This is a genomic window from Undibacterium sp. JH2W (genome assembly GCF_049340425.1).
GTDB lineage: Bacteria > Pseudomonadota > Gammaproteobacteria > Burkholderiales > Burkholderiaceae_D > Undibacterium.
Genome location: NZ_JBMPOT010000004.1, coordinates 145,123 through 164,745 on the forward strand (window position 1 = coordinate 145,123; position 19,623 = coordinate 164,745).

A 19,623-nucleotide genomic window follows, 5' to 3' on the forward strand; every position below is an offset into this window, starting at 1 on the left:
AGTTTCAATATTTTACTTGATTGAAGGGTTTTAGTCGTGACTGATACGGTAAGGAGTGAGGTAGTTTTCAAGGCGTGGATGTGCTTGATTTGCGGTTGGGTATATGATGAAGAGCAAGGTTCACCCGAAGACGGTATTCCAGCCGGCACCAAGTGGGAAGATGTCCCCATGAACTGGACCTGCCCCGAGTGCGGCGCCCGCAAGGAAGACTTCGAAATGGTGGCAATCTGATCGATTTTTCGATTTTTGATGTTGCTTAATATGTTTATTCAAGGAAAAAAAGCGCAAATGTGCGATTTTTTGTTACAGTGATATGTAACCTTAATACTGCCGGGAAGAGATGATTTTATGTCAACGTTGACAGGCAACGAGAACTTGAAAATCATGGTGATTGACGATAGCAGCACCATACGCCGTTCGGCTGAGATTTTTTTAGGACAGGCTGGATACAAGATAGTATTGGCAGAAGATGGCTTTGATGCACTTGCCAAGATTAACGATTCTCGTCCAGACCTGATTTTTTGCGATATCCTCATGCCTAGACTGGATGGGTATCAGACTTGCGCTCTGATTAAGAAAAGCGCGAAATTCCGGGATACACCGGTAATTATGTTGTCTTCTAAGGACGGTTTATTTGACCGCGCCCGTGGTGCAATGGTCGGCTCTGATGAGTATCTGACCAAGCCTTTTACAAAGGATAGTCTGCTGAAAACTGTAAAAAATTACACTTCGGCGACCTAGGTTTATATAGTTAAGTTAGTTAATGTGAGGTAAAACAAGATGGCCATTCAAAAAATTCTGGTAGTAGACGATTCTCCAACAGAACGCTATTTCCTGACCGATGTATTGGTGAAAAATGGTTTTTCAGTATCAACAGCTGAAAACGGTGAAGAAGCCCTGACAAAAATCAAGGCAGACAAACCACAGCTGATCTTGATGGACGTGGTCATGCCTGGACAAAATGGTTTCCAGATCACCCGCGCAATCGCCAAGGATCCTGATACGCAAGATGTGCCCGTGATTATCTGCACCAGCAAAAATCAGGAAACTGACCGTATCTGGGGCTTGCGTCAGGGTGCCCGTGATTACCTGGTCAAACCGATAGACCCGGCGGAGTTGCTGGCGAAAATTTCTGCTCTTGGTTAATCCATATAGACAAGTTTTTATTCTTGCATCAATAATAAGATATCTGCGGACTGCCTCATGAATCAGACTGTGCGTGAAACTGCTGCAGCAAATCTGGAAGTTGTCAAACCTGAAAAGGGTGTGCGTCGTACCCGTTTGCGTGAATTTCAGGCGCAGCTGGTTGAGCGCATGCAGGCTGCCCAGCGTGGTGGCTATACGAAACTTAGCCAGCTCGGCATTATGATAGGACAGGGACGTTATCTCCTGGATTTGCGTGAATCCGGTGAGATCGTCACTGCGGGCACCCTCACCAGGGTGCCTTTGACGCGTGACTGGTACATAGGTTTGTCCAATATCCGCGGTAATTTGACAGGCGTCATTGATTTACCGCGTTTCCAGGGCATGGATAACACCAAGCAAGATACTCAGTGCCGGATTGTGGCTTTCGCCCCAGGCATGGCGTTTAACAGTGGCTTGCTGGTATCCCAGGTTCTGGGTTTGCGTACAGTTTCAGAAATGGAAGAAATCCCCTTCGAAGACAATCAGCTGGAAAGCAAAGCCTGGTTGAAGAAGAAGTACAGGGATAAAGATGGCAACATCTGGTTTGAACTTAGTCTGGCCACGCTGGTGCAGGACCAGGATTTTTTGCAAATAGGTATTTAAGTCAGTATGTGCACTCAAGCAGAACTGACAGCTTTTCAATCGTTTAGGAGACTTAGTAATGGCATTTAATCTACCGTTCTTGTCCAAAGATAAAGAAGATCCGGAAATTGACGGAGCAGAAGTTGCGGCAAGGTCGTTCGGGAATGCTGATTCGATTGAAATTGAAGAAGCAAACAATGTAAAAATGGTGACTCCTGCTGCGCAGGAAGCTGCCAGTACGCCTGCCGTGGCAGAAACTGCCGCACCCAAGGCCGAGTCTTACGGGGACGCCACCTTTATTGGTGATGCACTGGAGAAGGGTACTGGCATGCGCCTGCCCATCATTGGCGGCATGTCGGTTCGTCGTCAGACCAACTTCTTGCTCGGCACGATGGTGTTCTTCCTGTTACTGGGTGGTGTTTCTGTGTATCTGAACTCCGACCACTCAACCTTGCTGTCCACACAAGCGCAAATCGCCGGTGAGTCGCTGATGCACTCGCAGCGTATTGGTAAAGCGGCGCCAAATGCGATTCAGGGTAACGTCGAAGCGTTTAAACAGCTCAAGGATAGCCGGTCTGAAATGAACTCAGACTTGAACCTCTTGCTCAAGGGTGGTACTTACCAGGGTCGTTCGGTTAAAAAAGCCGACTCCACTCTGGAGCCAGCCGTCAAAGAAGCGCAAAAAGCCTGGGACAATTCGAATAAGGCTGCGGAAACGATCTTGAACCGTCAAAAAGAATTGACGGGTTTCGGTCAGACACTGCAAAAAATGAATGCCCTGTCGCCAATCCTGCTGGAATTGACTGAACAGATTTCCACCTTGAAAGTACAAGGCGGCGGATCTGCGCGTGAAATTAATGCTGCCGGTCAGCTGGTCATGTTGACCCAGCGTCTGGGTCGTAGTGCGAATGAATTCCTGACTTCCGAGGGTGTTAATCCTGAAACGGCGTTCTTGCTGGGTAAAGATACCAATACTTTCCGTGATCTGGTCGATGGCTTCCTGAAAGGGAGTGATGTATTGCGCCTGACCGCTACCAAGGATGCAGATACACGCGACAAATTGACTGAACTGCAAAAAACCTTCTCTGAATATCAGGTATGGGTTTCCAGCATTCTGGGCAATCTGCAAAACTTTATCGCTGCAAAACAATCCGAACAGCTGGTGTTTAACGAGAACGAAGATCTCAAGATCAAGCTCTCCAAATTGCAGAAGACTTACACCACCGAGCAGGATGGTACAAGTATCTACTTCTACGCCATGTTGGGCTCTGCCTTCTTCGCGCTGCTGGCTGCGGTAGGTGTGGGTTTCGTTCAGTTGCAGGAAAGTCGTAACCGCGCCAGGGAAGCGAATGATCGCCGTCTCGAAGCTGCGGCACAGATGATGCAAGCGCAGAAACAGGAAGAAGAAGCGAAAGCCGCGAACGATCAGAATCAGGCTGCGATTTTGCGACTGATGAATGAATTGCAAGAGGTTGCGGATGGTGACTTGACTGTGCAAGCGACGGTTTCTGAAGATATCACGGGCGCGATTGCCGACTCGGTTAACTACACGGTGGAAGAGTTGCGCGGTCTGGTAGGTCGTGTTACGGCAACTGCAGAACAGGTTACTTCAGCATCGACACAAGCGCAGAATATTTCCAGTGACTTGTTGACGGCGTCTGAACAACAGTCTCGCGAGATTTCTGATGCTGGTCAGGTGGTTCTGACGATGGCGGCTGAGATTACTGACGTTTCCCGCTCTGCGAATGAATCAGCACTGGTTGCGCGTCAGTCGGTTGCTGCGGCGGAGCAAGGTGCCCATGCGGTGGAAAACGCCATCAAGGGTATGAACGAGATTCGCGAACAGATCCAGGAAACTTCCAAACGTATTAAACGTCTGGGTGAATCTTCACAAGAGATTGGTGAGATCACTGAGCTGATTTCCGACATTACCGAACAAACCAACGTACTGGCGCTGAATGCGGCGATTCAGGCGGCGTCTGCGGGTGAAGCCGGTCGAGGCTTCTCGGTGGTTGCGGAAGAGGTTCAACGTCTGGCGGAACGTTCAGCTGAAGCGACCAAGCAGATTGGTGCGCTGGTTCGTACGATTCAAACGGATACCCATGACGCGGTTGCCGCGATGGAAAAATCCACTCAGGGTGTGGTTGAGGGAGCAAAACTGTCAGATGCGGCCGGTACGGCGCTGTCTGAAATCCGTAGCGTTTCCAACCGTCTCGCGGAACTGATTCAAGGTATCTCGCTGGCGACGGAACAACAAGCTACCTCAGCTAACGGCGTTGCACAAAATATTCAACACATTTTGACCATCACCGAGCAAACGCAGCATGGTACGCAGCAAACTGCGGTGTCCATTAAGGAATTGTCCATGCTTGCGGAAGAACTCAAGAACTCTGTGTCACGGTTCCGGGTTGCCGCCTGATTTTCACGCCCCGGTTGTGAGAGTGGACCTTAAAAGTGAAAAACGAAGTGTCTGCCAAGTGCGCGCCGACCAGGGTGGCGTTGCACATATTCGCGATAGCCAAGCTATCGCTGAGTATAGCTGGAAGCCTGGCCTGACCCCGGTTCGCCGGGCAAATGCCCTTCACTCACGTTTTCACTGTTACAGTCCATTAGCTGCAACCCTATCATATTTGCACGGCAATGGACTGCGGTCCATTGCCCTTGAGTTTGCGGAGTACGCATGACATCCGATTTTTCAAAATCGCCAGATCTTCCACAGGAACAGTTCGACATCGGGCCGTTGTCCTGGGTGATGGGAGAAGTGCGGGAAGCAATCACGAATGCTGGCAAAATGCTGACAGACGCACTTGCCCAGGACACTGAAACCCGCCCAACTACCTTATTGCATGCAAAAAGCTATCTGCACCAGGCTCATGGTGCCTTGCAGATTGTTGATGTCGATGGTGTATCCATCGTTACAGAAACCATAGAAGAATTGCTCGAGCGCCTGCAAAATGGTCAGCTTGAGATGACACAAGCAAATGTCGAGGTCATCGTCGATGCCTTCCATGCAGTCTTGCGTTATCTCGAAGATTTACTGTCAGGTGCGCCCCATCAGCCAGTGCGCTTGTTCCCTTATTATCGCGCCTTGCTGGAATTGAAAGGTGCTGAGCGTATTCATCCTGCGGATTTATTCTTTCCTTCGCTGTCCGCCAAAGAGCAGATACCTGAGCTGGCCGTTAGCAGCAAAGCTGTGGCCGTCAGCTATACCGGTTTGCGCCAGCGCTTCGAAAAACTTTTGCTGACAGTCTTGACCAGCAAAGACAAGGAACAGCAACGCGCCGCCACGCAATCCATGCATGACCTGATTGCAGAAATTGAAAACGGTCAAACCAATTCCCAGGCCAAGGCTTTCTGGGTAGTCATGCGCGCTTTTGTCGAAGCTGTGGGCCACGGTGCCATCGACAATCAGCAATATGTCAAACAAATCTTCGGTCGCATCAATCTGCAAATCCGCCGTCTGGTAGAAGGTGTCAGCACCATCCCGGAACGCCTCTTGCGAGATGCCCTGTTTTTCCTGGCCCAGGTTGAAAACCCTTCTCCTTTTGTCACCAGGGTGCGCAAGGCTTATCAGCTCGATGACAAGGTGCCCGTCGATTATGACCAAAAAAATTATGGTCAGATTACTGCTGGTGCACTGACAGCCGCCAAAGAGCAATTGTCGGCAGTGAAGAATTTGTGGGGCAGAATTGCCAATGGCGAAACTGGCCTGGCAGAAAAATTCTCACAAAAAATGACAGACCTGGCTGATACCGGCGCAGGTTTGAATGCTCCAGCACTGGCCAAGCTCTTGCGTGAACTGAATGGCATTGCCCGCCATGTCGCGCATTCTCCCGATGGCAGCAAGCTAGGCATAGAATTGGCAACCAGTCTCTTATTCGTTGAGCATGCGCTTGACCATGTGACTCGTTTGCCAGCACATTTTGCCGAGCGCGCAGAAGAAATCACCACGCGTTTATTGTCTGTTGTTTCCGGCGAAACCCCCCAAACCCAGGCTAGCTGGATGGGTGAAATTTCCCGCGAAGCACAGCAGCGCCAGACCATGGGTGTACTGGTAGGCGAGATGCAATCGAGTTTGCGTCATATAGAAAAAGTGCTGGACGAATATTTCCGCACACCTAGCGATAAAGAAACACTGAAACCTATCGATGGCAATTTGCATCAGATCGGTGGTGCATTGTCCATGCTGGATCAGGATGACGCCGTGCTGGCAGTCGACCATACTCGTCAGATGATCAGCAAGTTCTCTGCCGAAGATGCAGCAGACCCTGTGGCGCAAGCCGCCGCTCATGAAAATGTGGCGCAAAATATAGGTGCACTGTCTTTCTTCATCGAGACGCTGCAATCCCAGCCAGAAACGGCTAAAAAGAAATTCAGTTTCGATCAGGAAGCTGGCCTGTTCCGCTCCAACTTGTTGGAAGCCCAGGCAAGCAAGGAATTGCTGCCTAGCGCAGATATACACCTGCCTGGCGATGAAGGCCATGGCCAGGAAAGCAAGGTTGCCATTCTCAAGACTGCCGAGCAAGAACTGGCTCAGCAACAGCAGGAATCTGCTCGCCTGGCTGCTTCGCTGGCAGAAGCACCGCATGATGCTGGTTTGCAGGCACAACTGAAAAGCTCGCTGGAATCCGAGCGTTCAGTGGCTATTTTGCTGGATGATACAGCTGCATCGGATCGCGCCAAATCTGCCATTGATCTCCTGGGTAAAACTGATCAGGCCGGTGCCTCGGAAGCTTTGCAAGATATCGTTACTGCAGCGGCTGAACCCGTGGTGGCTACTGTGCAAGCCCAGGAAATCCCTGACGGCGATGATGCCATTGATGCTGAATTGCTGGAAATTTTCCTCATGGAAGCAGATGAAGTATTGGCCTATGTCCAGACTACTTTGCCGCTGTCCAGAAAAGATACCAATAACCAGGAATACCTGACCAGCTTGCGTCGTTCTTTCCATACACTCAAAGGCAGTGGCCGCATGGTCGGCCTGATGGTGTTTGGTGAAGCGGCATGGAGCATAGAGCAGGTCATGAACCTGTGGCTGTCTGACTCCCGTAGCGGTGATGAAAACCTGTATGCCCTGCTGGATCGCACTGCACGCGAGATGGTCGAATGGGTAGAAGAATTAAAGCAAAGCGGTGTCTCGTCACGTACAGGCAAAGCCATTATTGCTGCTGCCGAACGCGTCAAGTCTGGCCTCGATTATCAGGATATTCCTGAAGTTGTTGAAGTTGTCGAGCTTGCCGAACCAGTGGCTGAAGCTGTTGCAGTCGTCACTACACCAGCCGTCGAGCCTGAAGTCTTGCCTGTCCCAGTAGCAGAAGAAATTCAAGCTGCCGCCTTGCCTGTTGAAGAGGAAATTGAGGCCCTGGCGATTCCTGTTGTGGAAGAAGCTGCCCCTGCAATTGAACATGCCGCTGTTGAGCTGGAAGCATTTGACTTTACACCAGTTGAACTGGTGCCTGAACCTGAAACGGTAGTAGCAGCACCGCTGGTGCCTGCAGTTGTTGAAGAGGTACCGGTAACAGCTACGGCAAGCTTGGCTGAATTGACGCTTGATACTCCGGTAGCAGTCTCTGCTGAAGAACATGCCTTGCCATTGGAGCTTGCCCTGGAAGCGGCAGTCGCTACTGAAGACATGCCAGTCCAGGAAGCTGAAATACTGGTTGCTGAAATACCACTGGCAGTGGAAGACGCACCAGCGATAGCAGTAGCCGAAGTGACGCCAGAACCAGTGGCAGAACTGACATTGGATCTGCCTGCAGAACATGCCGAAGAACTGGTTTTGACAGATTTGCCAGCAGACTTGCCGCCTGAAGTGAGCTTGCCAGTTGAACCTGTTGTCACCACAGAAATTCCGGCAGTAGAGGAAGTAATTGAAGTTGCAACAACACATGAAGTTGCTGAAGCCGCTACGGCAAAAATCATCGACTTCCCTGACTTGTCGACGCCATCGCCTAGCGTGGACGACAATATCAAGCGTATAGGCGATATAGAAATCAGCCTTCCTCTGTACTCCATCTACATGGCAGAAACAGATGAGATCGTCCGTTTCCTGGTGCAGGACTTTGCCGAATGGAGACATGAGCCACATCGTCATGTTTCTACTCATGCCATCCACGCCAGCCATTCTCTGGCGGGCAGCTCGGCAACAGTAGGCCTCAAGCCTTTGCAAGAGCTGGCGCATAGCCTGGAATTTGTCTTGCAGAGACTGGAACGTCATCCTGTCAGCTTGCTGGAAACAGAGTTCGATGTGCTGGAACGTGCGCTGGATTCTGCCAAACGCATGCTGCAAAAGTTTGCCTTGTCGGAAATGGCAGCATCTGCGCCAGAAGAAATCCGTCAGCTCGAACATTTGCTGCAAGTCGTCATAGAGCGCTCGAATGCAGGTGCTGATGAAGAGTTCATCACATCCACCAATGAAAAGCTCGACCCGGTCGACTTGTCTGCAGACCTGCATCAAGCTGACGCGCTCGCAGAAGATACATTGAGCATAGACGCGATCGATAGCTTGCCAGTAGTCGAAACAAGTGAGTTGATCACTGCAGTAGAGTCACCAGAAACTGTAGAGCTTCCAGTGGAAGAATTGCCAGTCCTGGCTGAAGCCTTGCATGAATCAGACTTCAATCTCGATCATGCAGAAGTGCTGGATGCCCTGCCTGTCGTCGAAGAAGAGCTGGTGGCTGGCTTGCCGCTGGAGGATGAGCCAGAAATTATCGCTGCAGAAGCTGTAAGCGCAGAGTCCGTCGTTGCAGATCTTATCGGCCACTTGCCCGAGCTGGATGGTTTGACGACGATAGATGCAGTTGCTTTGCCAGAACCGGAAGCGCCAGTAGAAACTATTACTGATCGTATCGGTGCCATCATGACAGATGCCATGGATGACATCCTTCCAGTGGAACCTGTTGCTGAGTTTGTTGCGACGCCTGAACTTGAGTCTGTAGTCGAAGCAGAACCAGTGGTTGAACCAATTACTGAACCAGTTATTGAGTCTGAACCTGTGGCAGAAGCACTGGTGGCTGAAGCTGTACCAGCAGAATCAGTTGTTATAACCGAAGCTGTGACTCAGGCGGCAGCACCAGAATACGTTGCACCAGTGAGTGATGGTACCGTCCAGATCCGTGATGACCTGGATATGGACTTGTTACCTGTCTTCATAGAAGAAGGTAATGATTTGCTGCCTATGGTTGGTCAGTTGCTGCGTACCTGGCAAGACAAGCCGGACGACATGGCCGCACCACAAGCCATCGCCCGTATCATGCACACCATCAAGGGCAGTGCACGTATGGCGGGTGCCATGGGCCTGGGTCAGCACATCCATGACATGGAATCACGTATCGAAAGTCTGATGCATGGCGGTAGCGCGGTGCGCGCCTCCCTGCTTGATGATTTGCTTGCACGTCACGATCACAGCATGCACATGTTTGACCGTTTGCTGCATCCAGAAGCCTATGCAGCACCAGTGCAGGCGGAAGCACCGCTGACTACAGCGCAAGAGCTGGATCAGTTCCAGGAACAAATGGCGGCCAGCAATACAGATGCACCAGTGATCATCAATGAATTGGTGAACCTGACGCCTGTCGTGCCGATGATGACACGTGCCACACCATCGACAGCCGTGGCAGCTCCGGTAAACACGCCGGTGGGCGCAAATACCCCGGTTCCACTGGTGCGTGTGCGCGCCGATATTCTTGATCGTCTGGTTAATCAGGCCGGTGAAGTTTCCATCTCGCGCTCACGTCTGGAAAATGAAGTCAGCACCTTGCGCTCATCCCTCAGCGAATTGACAGAGAACGTCAACCGTCTGCGCGATCAGTTGCGTGAAGTCGAGATCCAGGCAGAAACCCAGATCACCTCACGTATGGCGCATTCTGGCGACCGTGAATTTGATCCACTTGAGTTTGACCGCTTCACCCGTTTGCAAGAATTGACACGCATGATGGCCGAAAGCGTCAGCGACGTTGCCACCGTGCAAACCAACTTGACCCGTACTATCGACGGTGCATCGAATGACTTGCTGGTACAGGCGCGTTTGACACGTGACTTGCAACAGGATTTGATGCGCGTGCGTATGATACCTTTCGCCAGTATTTCCGAGCGTTTGTATCGCGTGACTCGCCAGACTTCCAAAGAAGTCGACAAGCGCGTCAACCTGGATATCCGCGGTGCCACGGTAGAGATGGATAGGGGCGTTCTGGAAAAAATGGCCGGTCCTTTCGAACACTTGCTGCGTAATGCGATTGTCCACGGCATAGAAAGCCGTGCGCAAAGGCGTAACAATGGCAAGGAAGAAACCGGTGAATTGCTGATTGAGATTCGTCAGGAAGGTAATGAGGTTGTGATCCGCTTCAGCGATGACGGCCAGGGCCTGAACCTGACCCGCATCCGCGAAAAAGCGCTGTCCGTTGGCTTGATTACGCATGAAGATAATCCTGGTGAGCTCGAAACAGCCAACATGATTTTCGAACCTGGCTTCTCGACAGCGACTGAAATCACTGAACTGGCTGGCCGTGGTGTCGGTATGGACGTGGTTCGTTCTGAAGCCGCATCCCTGGGTGGTCGTGTAGAAGTGACGACCAGCGAAGGCAAGGGCGCAGAATTCACGATTCGTCTGCCTTTGACACTGGCAGTAACGCAGGTGGTCTTGCTGAGTTCTGGTGGCCGTACCTTCGCCGTACCTTCCGTTTTGGTTGAGCAAGTACAGCAACTGAAATCGAATGCCCTGGCCAATGCCTACAACGATGGTGCAGTCATGTGGCAAGGTCAGCGCGTGACTTTGTACTACCTGTCCTCCATGCTGGGCCAGGACGACGCGACACCGATGACACAACAATACAGCCCGCTGCTGATCATGAAGAGCGGTGGTGAGCGTGTTGCAATTCACGTCGATGACGTTCTGGGTAACCGCGAGGTGGTTGTTAAAAACATCGGCCCGCAACTGGCACGTATGACAGGTATTGCCGGCGCCACCGTACTCGGTTCCGGCGAAATTGTTCTGATCCTGAACCCTGTACCGCTGGCACAACGCATGGAGCACGAACATGCACGCCTGCAGCAACTGGGTACAGAAGCCACACCAGAAATGGGTGCTGTTGCCAACTTGCATACAGCAACGGAAGTGGCAGTCGCCAAGGCCGAACCTGTACAGGGCTTGCGTACCCAGCATACCGTCATGGTCGTCGATGACTCCCTGACCGTACGCCGCGTGACCCAGCGTTTGCTGACACGTGAGGGCTACCAGGTCATCCTGGCAAAAGACGGTATTGATGCGCTGGAGCAGTTGCAGTCAGTCACACCAGACGTGATGCTGGTCGATATCGAAATGCCACGCATGGACGGCTTCGATCTGACCCGTAACGTACGCAGCGATTCACGTACCAGCCATATTCCTATCATCATGATTACTTCGCGTACTGCGGATAAACATCGTAACTATGCGAAAGAACTTGGTGTCAATGAGTACTTTGGTAAGCCTTATCGCGAGGATGATTTGTTGGGGGCGATTATGGGGTTCCTGGGTAAAGATGCGGCGGTGATTGTGTAAGCAGGCTGTAGATTTAGGTAGTCAAAAAAGCAGAGAGTGATCTCTGCTTTTTTGTTTTTAGCTTTATGTGATTGCTAATAAGCATCGATTGAATCACCGTAAACTAAATGTTGTCATTCCTGCGTAGGCAGGAATCCAGCGGCGTTCGTAACAGGCTGTACATTGATTTACTGGTGCACATTTTGAGTACCTGCACTCATTGATTACGATCGCCAGCCGGTGGTAGACCGGCGGCTACACATGGGAACTGCGAACGTCAAAACCAACTGCAACGTCAAAACCAACGTCAAAACCAACGTCAAAACCAACGTCAAAACCAACGTCAAAACCAACGTCAAAACCAACGTCAAAACCAACGTCAAAACCAACGTCAAAACCAACGTCAAAACCAACGTCAAAACCACTCAACACATTGCCATCAGCGCCGGTTTATCAAACCTTCAATCCTCACTCATCCTCACCAAGCGTAGCCACCTTCTTCACCACCGCATACCGCGTCAAAGTCTGTTTCCTCGCCACATCATGTTCGACGAGCGGAAATGGATAATCCTTGCCTATCTTCACCCCAGCCTGTTCCAGTAACAGCGGTGCAGCCTTCCACGGCGCGTGGATACTGCGTTTGTCCAGTTTCGCCAGTTGTGGCAGGTAGCGTTTGATGAACTTGCCTTCGGCGTCGAATTTTTCTGACTGGGTGATGGGATTGAAGATGCGGAAGTAAGGCTGGGCGTCGCAACCTGATGACGATGCCCATTGCCAGCCACCGTTGTTGGCGGAGAGGTCGAAGTCGTTCAGGTGTTCGGCGAAATAGGCTTCGCCGCGGCGCCAGTCTATGCCCAGGTCTTTGATGAGGAAGCAGGCGGTGACCATGCGCAGGCGGTTGTGCATGTAGCCGGTCTGGTTCAGTTGCAGCATGGCAGCATCGACTAGAGGGTAGCCAGTGCGGCCCTCGCACCAGGCGGCGAAGTGGGCGTCAGCTTGCGCGCCGGTTTCCCATTGTATGGCATCGTAATCTGGTTTGAACGAGCGGCTTGCTACATGCGGGTGATGATGCAAGATCATGAAATAAAAGTCGCGCCAGACCAGTTCAGACAACCAGATTTCTGCACCGCGATTGGCAGAGATACGCATTTGCCGCAGGGCCTCCTGCACCAGCTGACGTATCGATATCGTGCCAAAGCGCAAATGAACCGACAGATAAGACGGCCCCTTGATCGCCGGGAAATCACGCGACTGGTCATATAGCTTCATACGGCCGATAAAGTCTTCCAGCAAAGTGCGTGCGCCCGACATGCCAGCGGCGACCGGCATACGGCGTTCAGCGGCCAGGGCAAAGCCCATTTCTGCCAGTGTGGGTATGGTTTGTGCTGAGATGCGGCTTAGCTTGTGCGCATATTTTTCTATGGGGTAAGAGCGCGAATAAAAGTCGCTTCCTTCTGCATGGAATTTTTTCAGCCAGGCATTTTTGTAGGGCGTGAAGACAGAGAAGGGCGCATTCGCCAGCGACAAGACTTCAGCCTTTTCAAATATAACCTGGTCTTTAAAGCTCAGAAATGCACAATTTTGTTTTGATAATTCTTGCCTGACAGACTCATCACGGGCCGCGGCCTGTGGTTCGTAATCATGATTGGTGAACACGGCGTCCACGCCAAGTTCTGCCACCAACTGTGGTATGGCTGTTTCTGCATGGGCATAACGTACCAGCAAGCCACCGCCCATTTGTTGCAGTTCTTGATCCAGTTCAATAATACTTTCATGAATAAAGGCCAGCCGCCTGTCATTTTCTGGCAAATTGTCTAATATTGTTTTATCAAAGATAAAAGCGCAGTAGACCTTGTCACTTTGCCGCAGGGCACGATACAGGGCAGCATGATCAAAATTACGCAGGTCGCGGCGGAACCAGACCAGCGAGCGTGGAAAGTGAGCTTGAATTTCTTGCATGATCTGTCTGATAGTGTGGTCAAAACGCAGTGTGGCACCTTAGCACACATCGAAAATGCACGCTAAAAATGCTAAAATGTGACCATGGCGAAGCAAACAAAATCACTACATACCAATCTGCACGACGATGCAACACAGTCGGCCCCCATGACTTCCAGACATAAATTTCAGGTGAAACGCGAAGATGATAACAATTTGGAATTGAATTTAACCAATCATTTCCTGATTGCAATGCCATCCATGATGGACCCCGTCTTTGGCGGTACGGTCATTTATCTGTGCGAACATAGTCCGCGTGGTGCCATGGGCATGGTCATCAACCGGCCCATAGAATTGACCGTGGCTGGCCTGTTTGACCGCATAGACTTGAAGCTGGAAATCATTCCAGACTCTCATCCCATAGGCAAACGCCCCGTCATATTTGGCGGGCCGGTGCAAGATGACCGTGGTTTTGTCCTGCATACACCTGTCGGTGAATATTCATCTTCATTAAAAGTGACCGATGAAATCGCCTTCACCACCTCACGCGATGTGCTGGAAGCGGTGGCTGCTGGCGACGGGCCCGAGCAAGTCCTCATCAGTGTCGGTTATGCAGGCTGGGGTGCTGGCCAACTGGAACAAGAAATTTTGGCGAATGGCTGGCTGACAGTCGCTGCTGATGCACGCATCCTGTTCGATTTGCCGCTGGAAGAGCGTTTTGCCGCTGCCATCAAATTGCTGGGCATAGACCCACTGATGCTGGCAGCCGAAGCGGGGCATGCCTGATGGCTGCAAGCGAAGGTACGGTACTCGCCTTTGATTTTGGTTTAAAACGCATAGGCGTTGCCGTTGGCAATACTTTTTTGCGCCAGGCTGAGGCACTCAGCATCATCCACGCCCCTACCAATGACGGCAAATTTGCCGACATCACCAAGCTCATAGAAAAATGGCAGCCCGTGCTGTGCGTGGTGGGTTTGCCCATGCATCCCGATGGTGCCGACAATGAAATGACACAGCGCTGCAAGCGCTTTGCCAACCAGCTCAATGGCCGCTTCAATTTGCCCGCCGTGCTGGTTGATGAACGCTATTCTTCTGCCGTACTCTCAAGCTCGCGTGGCGAGTTTATAGACGACGATGCGGCTGCCCTCATACTGCAACAATATTTTGATGAAACGCCATGACTACCACGACCACTAATGTTGCCCAGCTTGATGCAGAAGCCCTGTATCAGCAGCTACTGGAGCAAATCAGGCCACATGCGCTGGCACAAAACAAACTGGCCATTGTTGGCATTTATTCAGGCGGTGCCTGGATAGCCGAGCGCCTGGTGCAGGACCTGGGCTTGCCAAATAAAGCCGGTCGCATCGATGTGTCATTTTATCGCGACGACTATGCTGCCAAGGGCCTGCATGCCGAAGTCAAACCTACGAAAATTCCTTTCGATGTCGATGGTGCGCAAATCATCCTGGTAGATGATGTGTTGTACACAGGCCGCACCACCCGCGCCGCCATCAATGAATTATTTGATTATGGCCGCCCGGCCCGCATCATGCTGGCTACCCTGGTAGACCGTGGTGGCCGCGAATTGCCGGTGGCTGCGGATTTTGTAGCCCATACTGCCTCATTTGAACCCGCCGTCTCTGTCAATCTGCAACGTGCAGATGACGGCACTTTCAGCATCTCTGTCGACCATGCATAATCCCCAGCTCAATAAACACGGCGAACTCCAGCATTTGCTGACGATAGATGGCTTGCCGAAAGCCATCGTCAACCATATTCTCGATACTGCATCTTCATTCGTCAGCGTTAGCGATAGGGAAGTCAAAAAAGTACCGCTGATGCGTGGCAAAAGCGTTTTCAATCTGTTCTTTGAAAACTCTACCCGCACACGCACGACCTTTGAGATTGCCTCCAAGCGTTTGTCGGCAGATGTCATCAATCTCAACATCGCCGCTTCGAGTACCAGCAAGGGCGAATCCCTGCTCGACACCATCGACAATCTGGCCGCCATGCATGCCGACATGTTTGTCGTGCGTCATGCCACTTCAGGCGCACCCTTCCTGATCGCCAAGCATCTGAACGACACCAAGCAACATCATGTCCACGTGGTGAATGCCGGTGATGGCCGCCATGCCCACCCCACCCAGGGTTTGCTGGACATGTACACCATACGCCACTACAAAAAAGACTTCACCAACCTGACAGTCGCCATTGTCGGTGACGTCTTGCACAGCCGCGTCGCCCGTTCCGATATCCATGCATTAACCATGCTGGGCGTGCCTGAAGTGCGCGTGATAGGCCCACGCACTCTGTTGCCAGGTGGCCTGGAGCAAATGGGTGTGCGGGTATTCAACAACATGGATGAAGGCCTCAAAGGAGTCGATGTCATCATCATGCTGCGCTTGCAAAATGAACGCATGAGCGGTGCCTTGCTGCCTTCGGCACAAGAATATTTCAAGAGCTATGGCCTGACGCCAGAACGCCTGGCGCTGGCAAAACCAGATGCCATCGTCATGCACCCCGGCCCCATGAACCGTGGTGTGGAAATTGATTCTGCCGTGGCCGATGGCCCGCAGGCAGTGATACTGCCGCAAGTGACTTTTGGTATCGCCGTGCGCATGGCTGTCATGAGCATCGTCGCTGGCAACAGCGGCGGGGTATGAGGAGAATATGAAGATACATATCAAAAATGGCCGCGTGATTGATCCGGCGAGTGCTAGCGATGCAGTACAGGACGTGTTTATCGCTGCTGGCAAGATCGTCGCCCTGGGCCAGGCACCAACCGATTTTGTCGCTAATAAAACTATTGATGCAACTGGCCTGATCGTCACCGCTGGCCTGGTAGACCTCAGTGCTCGCCTGCGTGAACCCGGCTTTGAATACAAGGCTACGCTGGAATCTGAATTGCAAGCCGCTATGCGCGGCGGCGTCACCAGCCTGGTGTGCCCGCCAGATACTGACCCTGTGCTGGATGAATCAGGCCTGGTAGAAATGCTCAAGCAAAGAGCGCGCATGCAAAACAAGGCTCACGTTTATCCACTGGGAGCACTGACCGTTGGTTTGAAGGGCGAGTCCCTGACCGAGATGGTTGAGCTGACAGAGGCTGGTTGCATCGGTTTTTCACAGGCTGAAGAAACCATCGCCAATACCAATACCCTGCAAAGAGCTTTGGATTACGCCGCCACCTTTGGGTTCACTGTTTGGCTGCGTCCGCAAGATGCCTACATAGGCCAGGGTGGTGTCGCCCACAGCGGCCCGCTGGCTTCACGCCTGGGCTTGTCTGGCGTGCCCGTCATGGCCGAGACGATAGCCCTGCATACTCTGTTTGAACTCATGCGTGCCACTGGTGCCAAAGTGCATCTGTGCCGCATCTCTTCTGCTGCCGGTCTGGAGTTGATACGCAAAGCCAAGAAAGAAGGCTTGCCGCTGACCTGCGACGTTGGTGCTCATCATGTGCATCTGACGGACGCTGATATTGGTTACTTCGATTCCAATGCCCGCCTGACCCCGCCTTTACGCAGTCAGCGTGACCGCGATGCAATCTCTGCGGCATTGAAAGACGGCACCATCGATGCGATATGCTCCGACCATACCCCGGTCGATGATGATGAAAAACTGCTACCCTTTGCCGAAGCGTCACCCGGTGCCACCGGCCTGGAATTATTATTGTCACTGGCACTGAAATGGGCAGAAGACAGTCGTGGCGACGTCAGCCTGAGCTTGGCCCTGTCCAAGATCAGCCAGCATGCCGCCAAGGTGGCAGGCGTGCCGGCCGGGCAAATCGCGGTTGGCCAGGCAGCTGACATTTGCATTTTTGATCCTGCCACGCGCTGGAAGGTAGAAGCCAAAGCCCTGGCCAGCCAGGGCAAGCACACGCCTTTCCTGGGTTATGAATTGCCAGGCGTGGTCAAGGCCACGATAGTTTCAGGGCATATTGCGTTTGATACCTTGCATTAAGATCGCAGATGAAAAGTAATCAGCGTACCCGTGGCGAACAAAGACGCGTCATGTATGTGGAAAACAAAAACGGCTTGATCAATGATGTTGCTGCACGCATAGGTTGGGTTGAGTTTTCCAAAACAGGACGAACAGTTTACTACCGTGGAAAATCCTTGCAGGCGTGTACCGGAGGTGGAATATCCGGTAATTTTATTGACGCCGATACCGATGAAGAGTATTGGATTTCAGGCGTCAAAAAACGCGGTTCCAATGTGCATTATGCAGAGTCAGTGAGTGTCTTGATTGATGAAGATGCCAAAGAGGAAGTAGTAAGGTTGCGTGCCTGAAGCAGGCTGAGGTCGTGATCCAAACTGCTCAATGAGAAATTCGTTTGATTGAGTGGGATGAGTGGGAAGAGTGGGAGTACAGGCGCGTATAGCCTTACTCCCGCTTTTGTTTATTCAGCTTGGCTATTTTTAATTGTTACTCTACGTGAGTATTTTTGTGAGTCAGTATGATCGTTTGGCATTTTTTCCGGATATTTCTCCATCTCACGGCAGGTCTGCTGACTTGCGCGTTGATTTTTCCGTTTTCTTCTGATGCCAGGCGTGATGAGCTGGTTCGTCGCTGGTCGGTCAAATTGCTCGCCATCTGCACAGTGGATGTTGCTTTCAAGGATAAAAGCGAGGGGGCTGTGAATCCGTCGGCGATGATCGTTTCCAATCATGTGTCATGGCTGGATATTTTTGTCATCAATACTCTGCATCCTTGCCACTTCGTCGCCAAGTCAGACATCCGCAACTGGCCTTTGCTGGGCTGGTTATGTGAAAAGGCTGGTACGATTTTCCTGGTGCGCGGCAGGCAGCGCGATGTGCGCCGTATCTATGAAGGTCTGGTACATCAGATAGAAGCAGGCAAGCGCATCGCATTTTTCCCTGAAGGTACGACAGCAGCACAAGGCAATCTGCTGTCTTTTCACGCCAACCTGTTTGAAGCAGCAATAGAAGCACATGTGCCCGTGCAACCCTTTGTTGTGCGCTACCTTGATGCGCAGGGGCAATTCCATGCAGCGGCTGACTTTATCGGTGACATGACTTTTGTTGCAAGCATGCGGGTCATCCTGCTTGCACCACGCATGACGGCAGAACTGGTGCGCCTGCCTGCCATTCCTACCGAAGGTGCACACCGCAGGGAAGTGGCGCAAGTGGCGCGTGTAGCTGTGATGAAAGAATTAGGGTTGGGTGACAAAATTTGATTTACTTTAATTTAGATCGATAACCTTACTCATCCGTATTTTTGAAGCGCATCATCACCAAAACATACAAGGGTATAGCGATCAGCGATAAGGATTGTGCCCAGAAATTTTTGTCGTCCTTTTCTACGCATAGAATAGAAATATTTGAACACAAAAATGTAAAAGAAATTACTCCGGCAACTGCGAGAATAAAAGCCAATAAGACGGAAGTGAACCCGAAAAAAAAGATAAGACCGTAGCCGCTACCATCTTTGGTCGCGCGGCCAATAAATATTGAAGTTACCAATCCCAACAAGATCAATATACCTTCGTACCAAAATATGCTCATATTTAAATTTAATCAGGTTGAGCCAACTATTTAAAAAACACCTATGGTACTTTTACCCGGGTTTTTGCTGCTGCGGACAATCTATCTGTACGACTTGCCTGTCTTCCAGCGCTACAGCAGTCAGTTTGCCACCCCAGACGCAGCCAGTATCCAGGCTGATCAGGTTCTCGCGCAAGATCAATCCCAATGTAGACCAGTGGCCAAATACTGTGCAGACCTTGGCACTGGCACGTGGCAGATCAAACCATGGGGCAAAGCCCTTGGGGGCGCTGTCCAGGCCATCCTTGCTGTCAAAGTCCATGATGCCATCTGCAGTGCAAAAACGCATGCGCGTCAGGGCATTGATGATGCAACGTGACCTGTCATAGGCTTGCAAATCATCTTGCCATTGCACGGGAGTGTTGCCATACATATGCTGCAATAAATCCACCCAATTGTCGCTACGTAGTTGGGCTTCCACTTCGTGCGCCAGCTTCATGGTTTTTTTTGCAGACCATTGCGGGAAAATTCCTGCATGCACCAGTAAATGCTGGTCCTGCAAAATCGCCAGAGGCCTGTGACGCAACCAGTGCAGTAGTTCTTCACGGTCTGGTGCCTGCAGGATATTGTCCAGCGTGTCGCTGCGGCTTGCCTTGCGTATTCCCTGGGCAACGGCCAGCAAATGCAGGTCGTGGTTGCCGAGTACGGATTCTGCCCGGCCAGCGATTTGTAAATCACGTATCAGACGCAGGCTGGCTAGCGATTTGGGGCCGCGGTTGACGAGGTCACCTGCAAACAGGTAGCTGGCATCCGCTGATGTCTGCGCTATCTTGTCGAGCAAGCTTTGCAACTGATCGGCGCAGCCTTGTATGTCACCGATGAAATAAGTCTTTGCCATGA

17 protein-coding genes are annotated in these 19,623 nt (G+C 51.6%); 13 read left to right on the forward strand and 4 right to left on the reverse strand.

The window, feature by feature from the left end; genetic code table 11:
* Positions 1-78 precede the first annotated feature (78 nt).
* The 6 genes from ACO0LC_RS07045 to ACO0LC_RS07070 all read left to right on the forward strand — a co-directional run bounded on the left by ACO0LC_RS07045 (position 79) and on the right by ACO0LC_RS07070 (position 11,305).
* On the forward strand, positions 79-231 hold the full coding sequence (locus ACO0LC_RS07045) for a rubredoxin (protein ID WP_110255217.1): 153 nt from the start codon (positions 79-81) through the stop codon (positions 229-231).
* Positions 232-348: 117 nt separating this feature from the next.
* Positions 349-741, forward strand: coding sequence for a response regulator (locus ACO0LC_RS07050; protein ID WP_423001942.1), 393 nt, complete (start codon positions 349-351; stop codon positions 739-741).
* Between the two features lie 39 nt (positions 742-780).
* Positions 781-1,146 (forward strand): response regulator transcription factor, encoded by a 366-nt coding sequence (locus ACO0LC_RS07055; RefSeq protein WP_162039914.1) that lies wholly within the window; start codon positions 781-783, stop codon positions 1,144-1,146.
* A gap of 57 nt (positions 1,147-1,203) precedes the next feature.
* Positions 1,204-1,788, forward strand: coding sequence for a chemotaxis protein CheW (locus ACO0LC_RS07060; protein ID WP_423001943.1), 585 nt, complete (start codon positions 1,204-1,206; stop codon positions 1,786-1,788).
* A gap of 58 nt (positions 1,789-1,846) precedes the next feature.
* Entirely contained in the window at positions 1,847-4,186 is a 2,340-nt protein-coding gene (locus tag ACO0LC_RS07065) for a methyl-accepting chemotaxis protein (protein ID WP_423001944.1), read from the forward strand.
* A gap of 261 nt (positions 4,187-4,447) precedes the next feature.
* Positions 4,448-11,305 (forward strand): Hpt domain-containing protein, encoded by a 6,858-nt coding sequence (locus ACO0LC_RS07070; protein ID WP_423001945.1) that lies wholly within the window; start codon positions 4,448-4,450, stop codon positions 11,303-11,305.
* Positions 11,306-11,539: 234 nt separating this feature from the next.
* Here ACO0LC_RS07070 and ACO0LC_RS07075 read toward each other — a convergent pair whose 3' ends face one another.
* Positions 11,540-11,713, reverse strand: coding sequence for a hypothetical protein (locus ACO0LC_RS07075; RefSeq protein ID WP_423001946.1), 174 nt, complete (start codon positions 11,711-11,713; stop codon positions 11,540-11,542).
* 39 nt (positions 11,714-11,752) lie between these two features.
* Complete coding sequence (locus ACO0LC_RS07080) at positions 11,753-13,243, reverse strand: cryptochrome/photolyase family protein (protein WP_423001947.1); 1,491 nt, start codon at positions 13,241-13,243, stop codon at positions 11,753-11,755.
* 147 nt (positions 13,244-13,390) lie between these two features.
* On the opposite strand from ACO0LC_RS07080, the gene ACO0LC_RS07085 reads away from it, so the two are divergent.
* The 7 genes from ACO0LC_RS07085 to ACO0LC_RS07115 all read left to right on the forward strand — a co-directional run bounded on the left by ACO0LC_RS07085 (position 13,391) and on the right by ACO0LC_RS07115 (position 18,416).
* Positions 13,391-14,008 carry a YqgE/AlgH family protein gene (locus ACO0LC_RS07085; RefSeq protein WP_423002138.1) on the forward strand — a complete coding sequence of 206 codons (618 nt, stop codon included), beginning with the start codon at positions 13,391-13,393 and terminating at the stop codon, positions 14,006-14,008.
* On the forward strand, positions 14,008-14,403 hold the full coding sequence (ruvX, locus tag ACO0LC_RS07090) for a Holliday junction resolvase RuvX (protein WP_110255210.1): 396 nt from the start codon (positions 14,008-14,010) through the stop codon (positions 14,401-14,403). The genes ACO0LC_RS07085 and ruvX overlap by 1 nt, the downstream gene beginning before the upstream one ends.
* Positions 14,400-14,921, forward strand: a complete 522-nt coding sequence (gene pyrR, locus ACO0LC_RS07095) for a bifunctional pyr operon transcriptional regulator/uracil phosphoribosyltransferase PyrR (RefSeq protein ID WP_423001948.1) — start codon at positions 14,400-14,402, stop codon at positions 14,919-14,921. The genes ruvX and pyrR overlap by 4 nt, the downstream gene beginning before the upstream one ends.
* Positions 14,914-15,885: an aspartate carbamoyltransferase catalytic subunit gene (locus ACO0LC_RS07100; RefSeq protein ID WP_422949513.1), complete on the forward strand. Its 972-nt coding sequence runs from the start codon at positions 14,914-14,916 to the stop codon at positions 15,883-15,885. The genes pyrR and ACO0LC_RS07100 overlap by 8 nt, the downstream gene beginning before the upstream one ends.
* Before the next feature lie 7 nt (positions 15,886-15,892).
* A complete protein-coding gene (locus tag ACO0LC_RS07105) occupies positions 15,893-17,179 on the forward strand; it encodes a dihydroorotase (protein ID WP_423001949.1) in 1,287 nt (428 codons plus the stop codon).
* Positions 17,180-17,187: 8 nt separating this feature from the next.
* A complete protein-coding gene (locus ACO0LC_RS07110; protein ID WP_423001950.1) occupies positions 17,188-17,508 on the forward strand; it encodes a 1-deoxy-D-xylulose-5-phosphate synthase in 321 nt (106 codons plus the stop codon).
* A 167-nt stretch (positions 17,509-17,675) separates the two neighbouring features.
* Positions 17,676-18,416, forward strand: a complete 741-nt coding sequence (locus tag ACO0LC_RS07115) for a lysophospholipid acyltransferase family protein (RefSeq protein WP_423001951.1) — start codon at positions 17,676-17,678, stop codon at positions 18,414-18,416.
* A gap of 25 nt (positions 18,417-18,441) precedes the next feature.
* Here ACO0LC_RS07115 and ACO0LC_RS07120 read toward each other — a convergent pair whose 3' ends face one another.
* Positions 18,442-18,744, reverse strand: coding sequence for a hypothetical protein (locus ACO0LC_RS07120; protein WP_423001952.1), 303 nt, complete (start codon positions 18,742-18,744; stop codon positions 18,442-18,444).
* Positions 18,745-18,796: 52 nt separating this feature from the next.
* Positions 18,797-19,621 carry a symmetrical bis(5'-nucleosyl)-tetraphosphatase gene (locus ACO0LC_RS07125; RefSeq protein WP_423001953.1) on the reverse strand — a complete coding sequence of 275 codons (825 nt, stop codon included), beginning with the start codon at positions 19,619-19,621 and terminating at the stop codon, positions 18,797-18,799.
* Positions 19,622-19,623 lie beyond the last annotated feature (2 nt).

Excerpts from the sequence above, each read along its gene's own strand:
- ACO0LC_RS07110 (WP_423001950.1), top strand. The coding sequence starts at position 17,188 with ATGAAAAGTAATCAGCGTACCCGTGGCGAACAAAGACGCGTCATGTAT.
- ACO0LC_RS07115 (WP_423001951.1), top strand. The coding sequence starts at position 17,676 with ATGATCGTTTGGCATTTTTTCCGGATATTTCTCCATCTCACGGCAGGT.
- ACO0LC_RS07085 (WP_423002138.1), top strand. The coding sequence starts at position 13,391 with ATGACTTCCAGACATAAATTTCAGGTGAAACGCGAAGATGATAACAAT.
- ACO0LC_RS07105 (WP_423001949.1), top strand. The coding sequence starts at position 15,893 with ATGAAGATACATATCAAAAATGGCCGCGTGATTGATCCGGCGAGTGCT.
- ACO0LC_RS07045 (WP_110255217.1), top strand. The coding sequence starts at position 79 with ATGTGCTTGATTTGCGGTTGGGTATATGATGAAGAGCAAGGTTCACCC.
- ACO0LC_RS07050 (WP_423001942.1), top strand. The coding sequence starts at position 349 with ATGTCAACGTTGACAGGCAACGAGAACTTGAAAATCATGGTGATTGAC.
- ACO0LC_RS07125 (WP_423001953.1), bottom strand. The coding sequence starts at position 19,621 with ATGGCAAAGACTTATTTCATCGGTGACATACAAGGCTGCGCCGATCAG.
- ACO0LC_RS07055 (WP_162039914.1), top strand. The coding sequence starts at position 781 with ATGGCCATTCAAAAAATTCTGGTAGTAGACGATTCTCCAACAGAACGC.
- pyrR (WP_423001948.1), top strand. The coding sequence starts at position 14,400 with ATGACTACCACGACCACTAATGTTGCCCAGCTTGATGCAGAAGCCCTG.
- ACO0LC_RS07065 (WP_423001944.1), top strand. The coding sequence starts at position 1,847 with ATGGCATTTAATCTACCGTTCTTGTCCAAAGATAAAGAAGATCCGGAA.
- ACO0LC_RS07070 (WP_423001945.1), top strand. The coding sequence starts at position 4,448 with ATGACATCCGATTTTTCAAAATCGCCAGATCTTCCACAGGAACAGTTC.
- ACO0LC_RS07060 (WP_423001943.1), top strand. The coding sequence starts at position 1,204 with ATGAATCAGACTGTGCGTGAAACTGCTGCAGCAAATCTGGAAGTTGTC.
- ACO0LC_RS07080 (WP_423001947.1), bottom strand. The coding sequence starts at position 13,243 with ATGCAAGAAATTCAAGCTCACTTTCCACGCTCGCTGGTCTGGTTCCGC.
- ruvX (WP_110255210.1), top strand. The coding sequence starts at position 14,008 with ATGGCTGCAAGCGAAGGTACGGTACTCGCCTTTGATTTTGGTTTAAAA.
- ACO0LC_RS07100 (WP_422949513.1), top strand. The coding sequence starts at position 14,914 with ATGCATAATCCCCAGCTCAATAAACACGGCGAACTCCAGCATTTGCTG.
- ACO0LC_RS07120 (WP_423001952.1), bottom strand. The coding sequence starts at position 18,744 with ATGAGCATATTTTGGTACGAAGGTATATTGATCTTGTTGGGATTGGTA.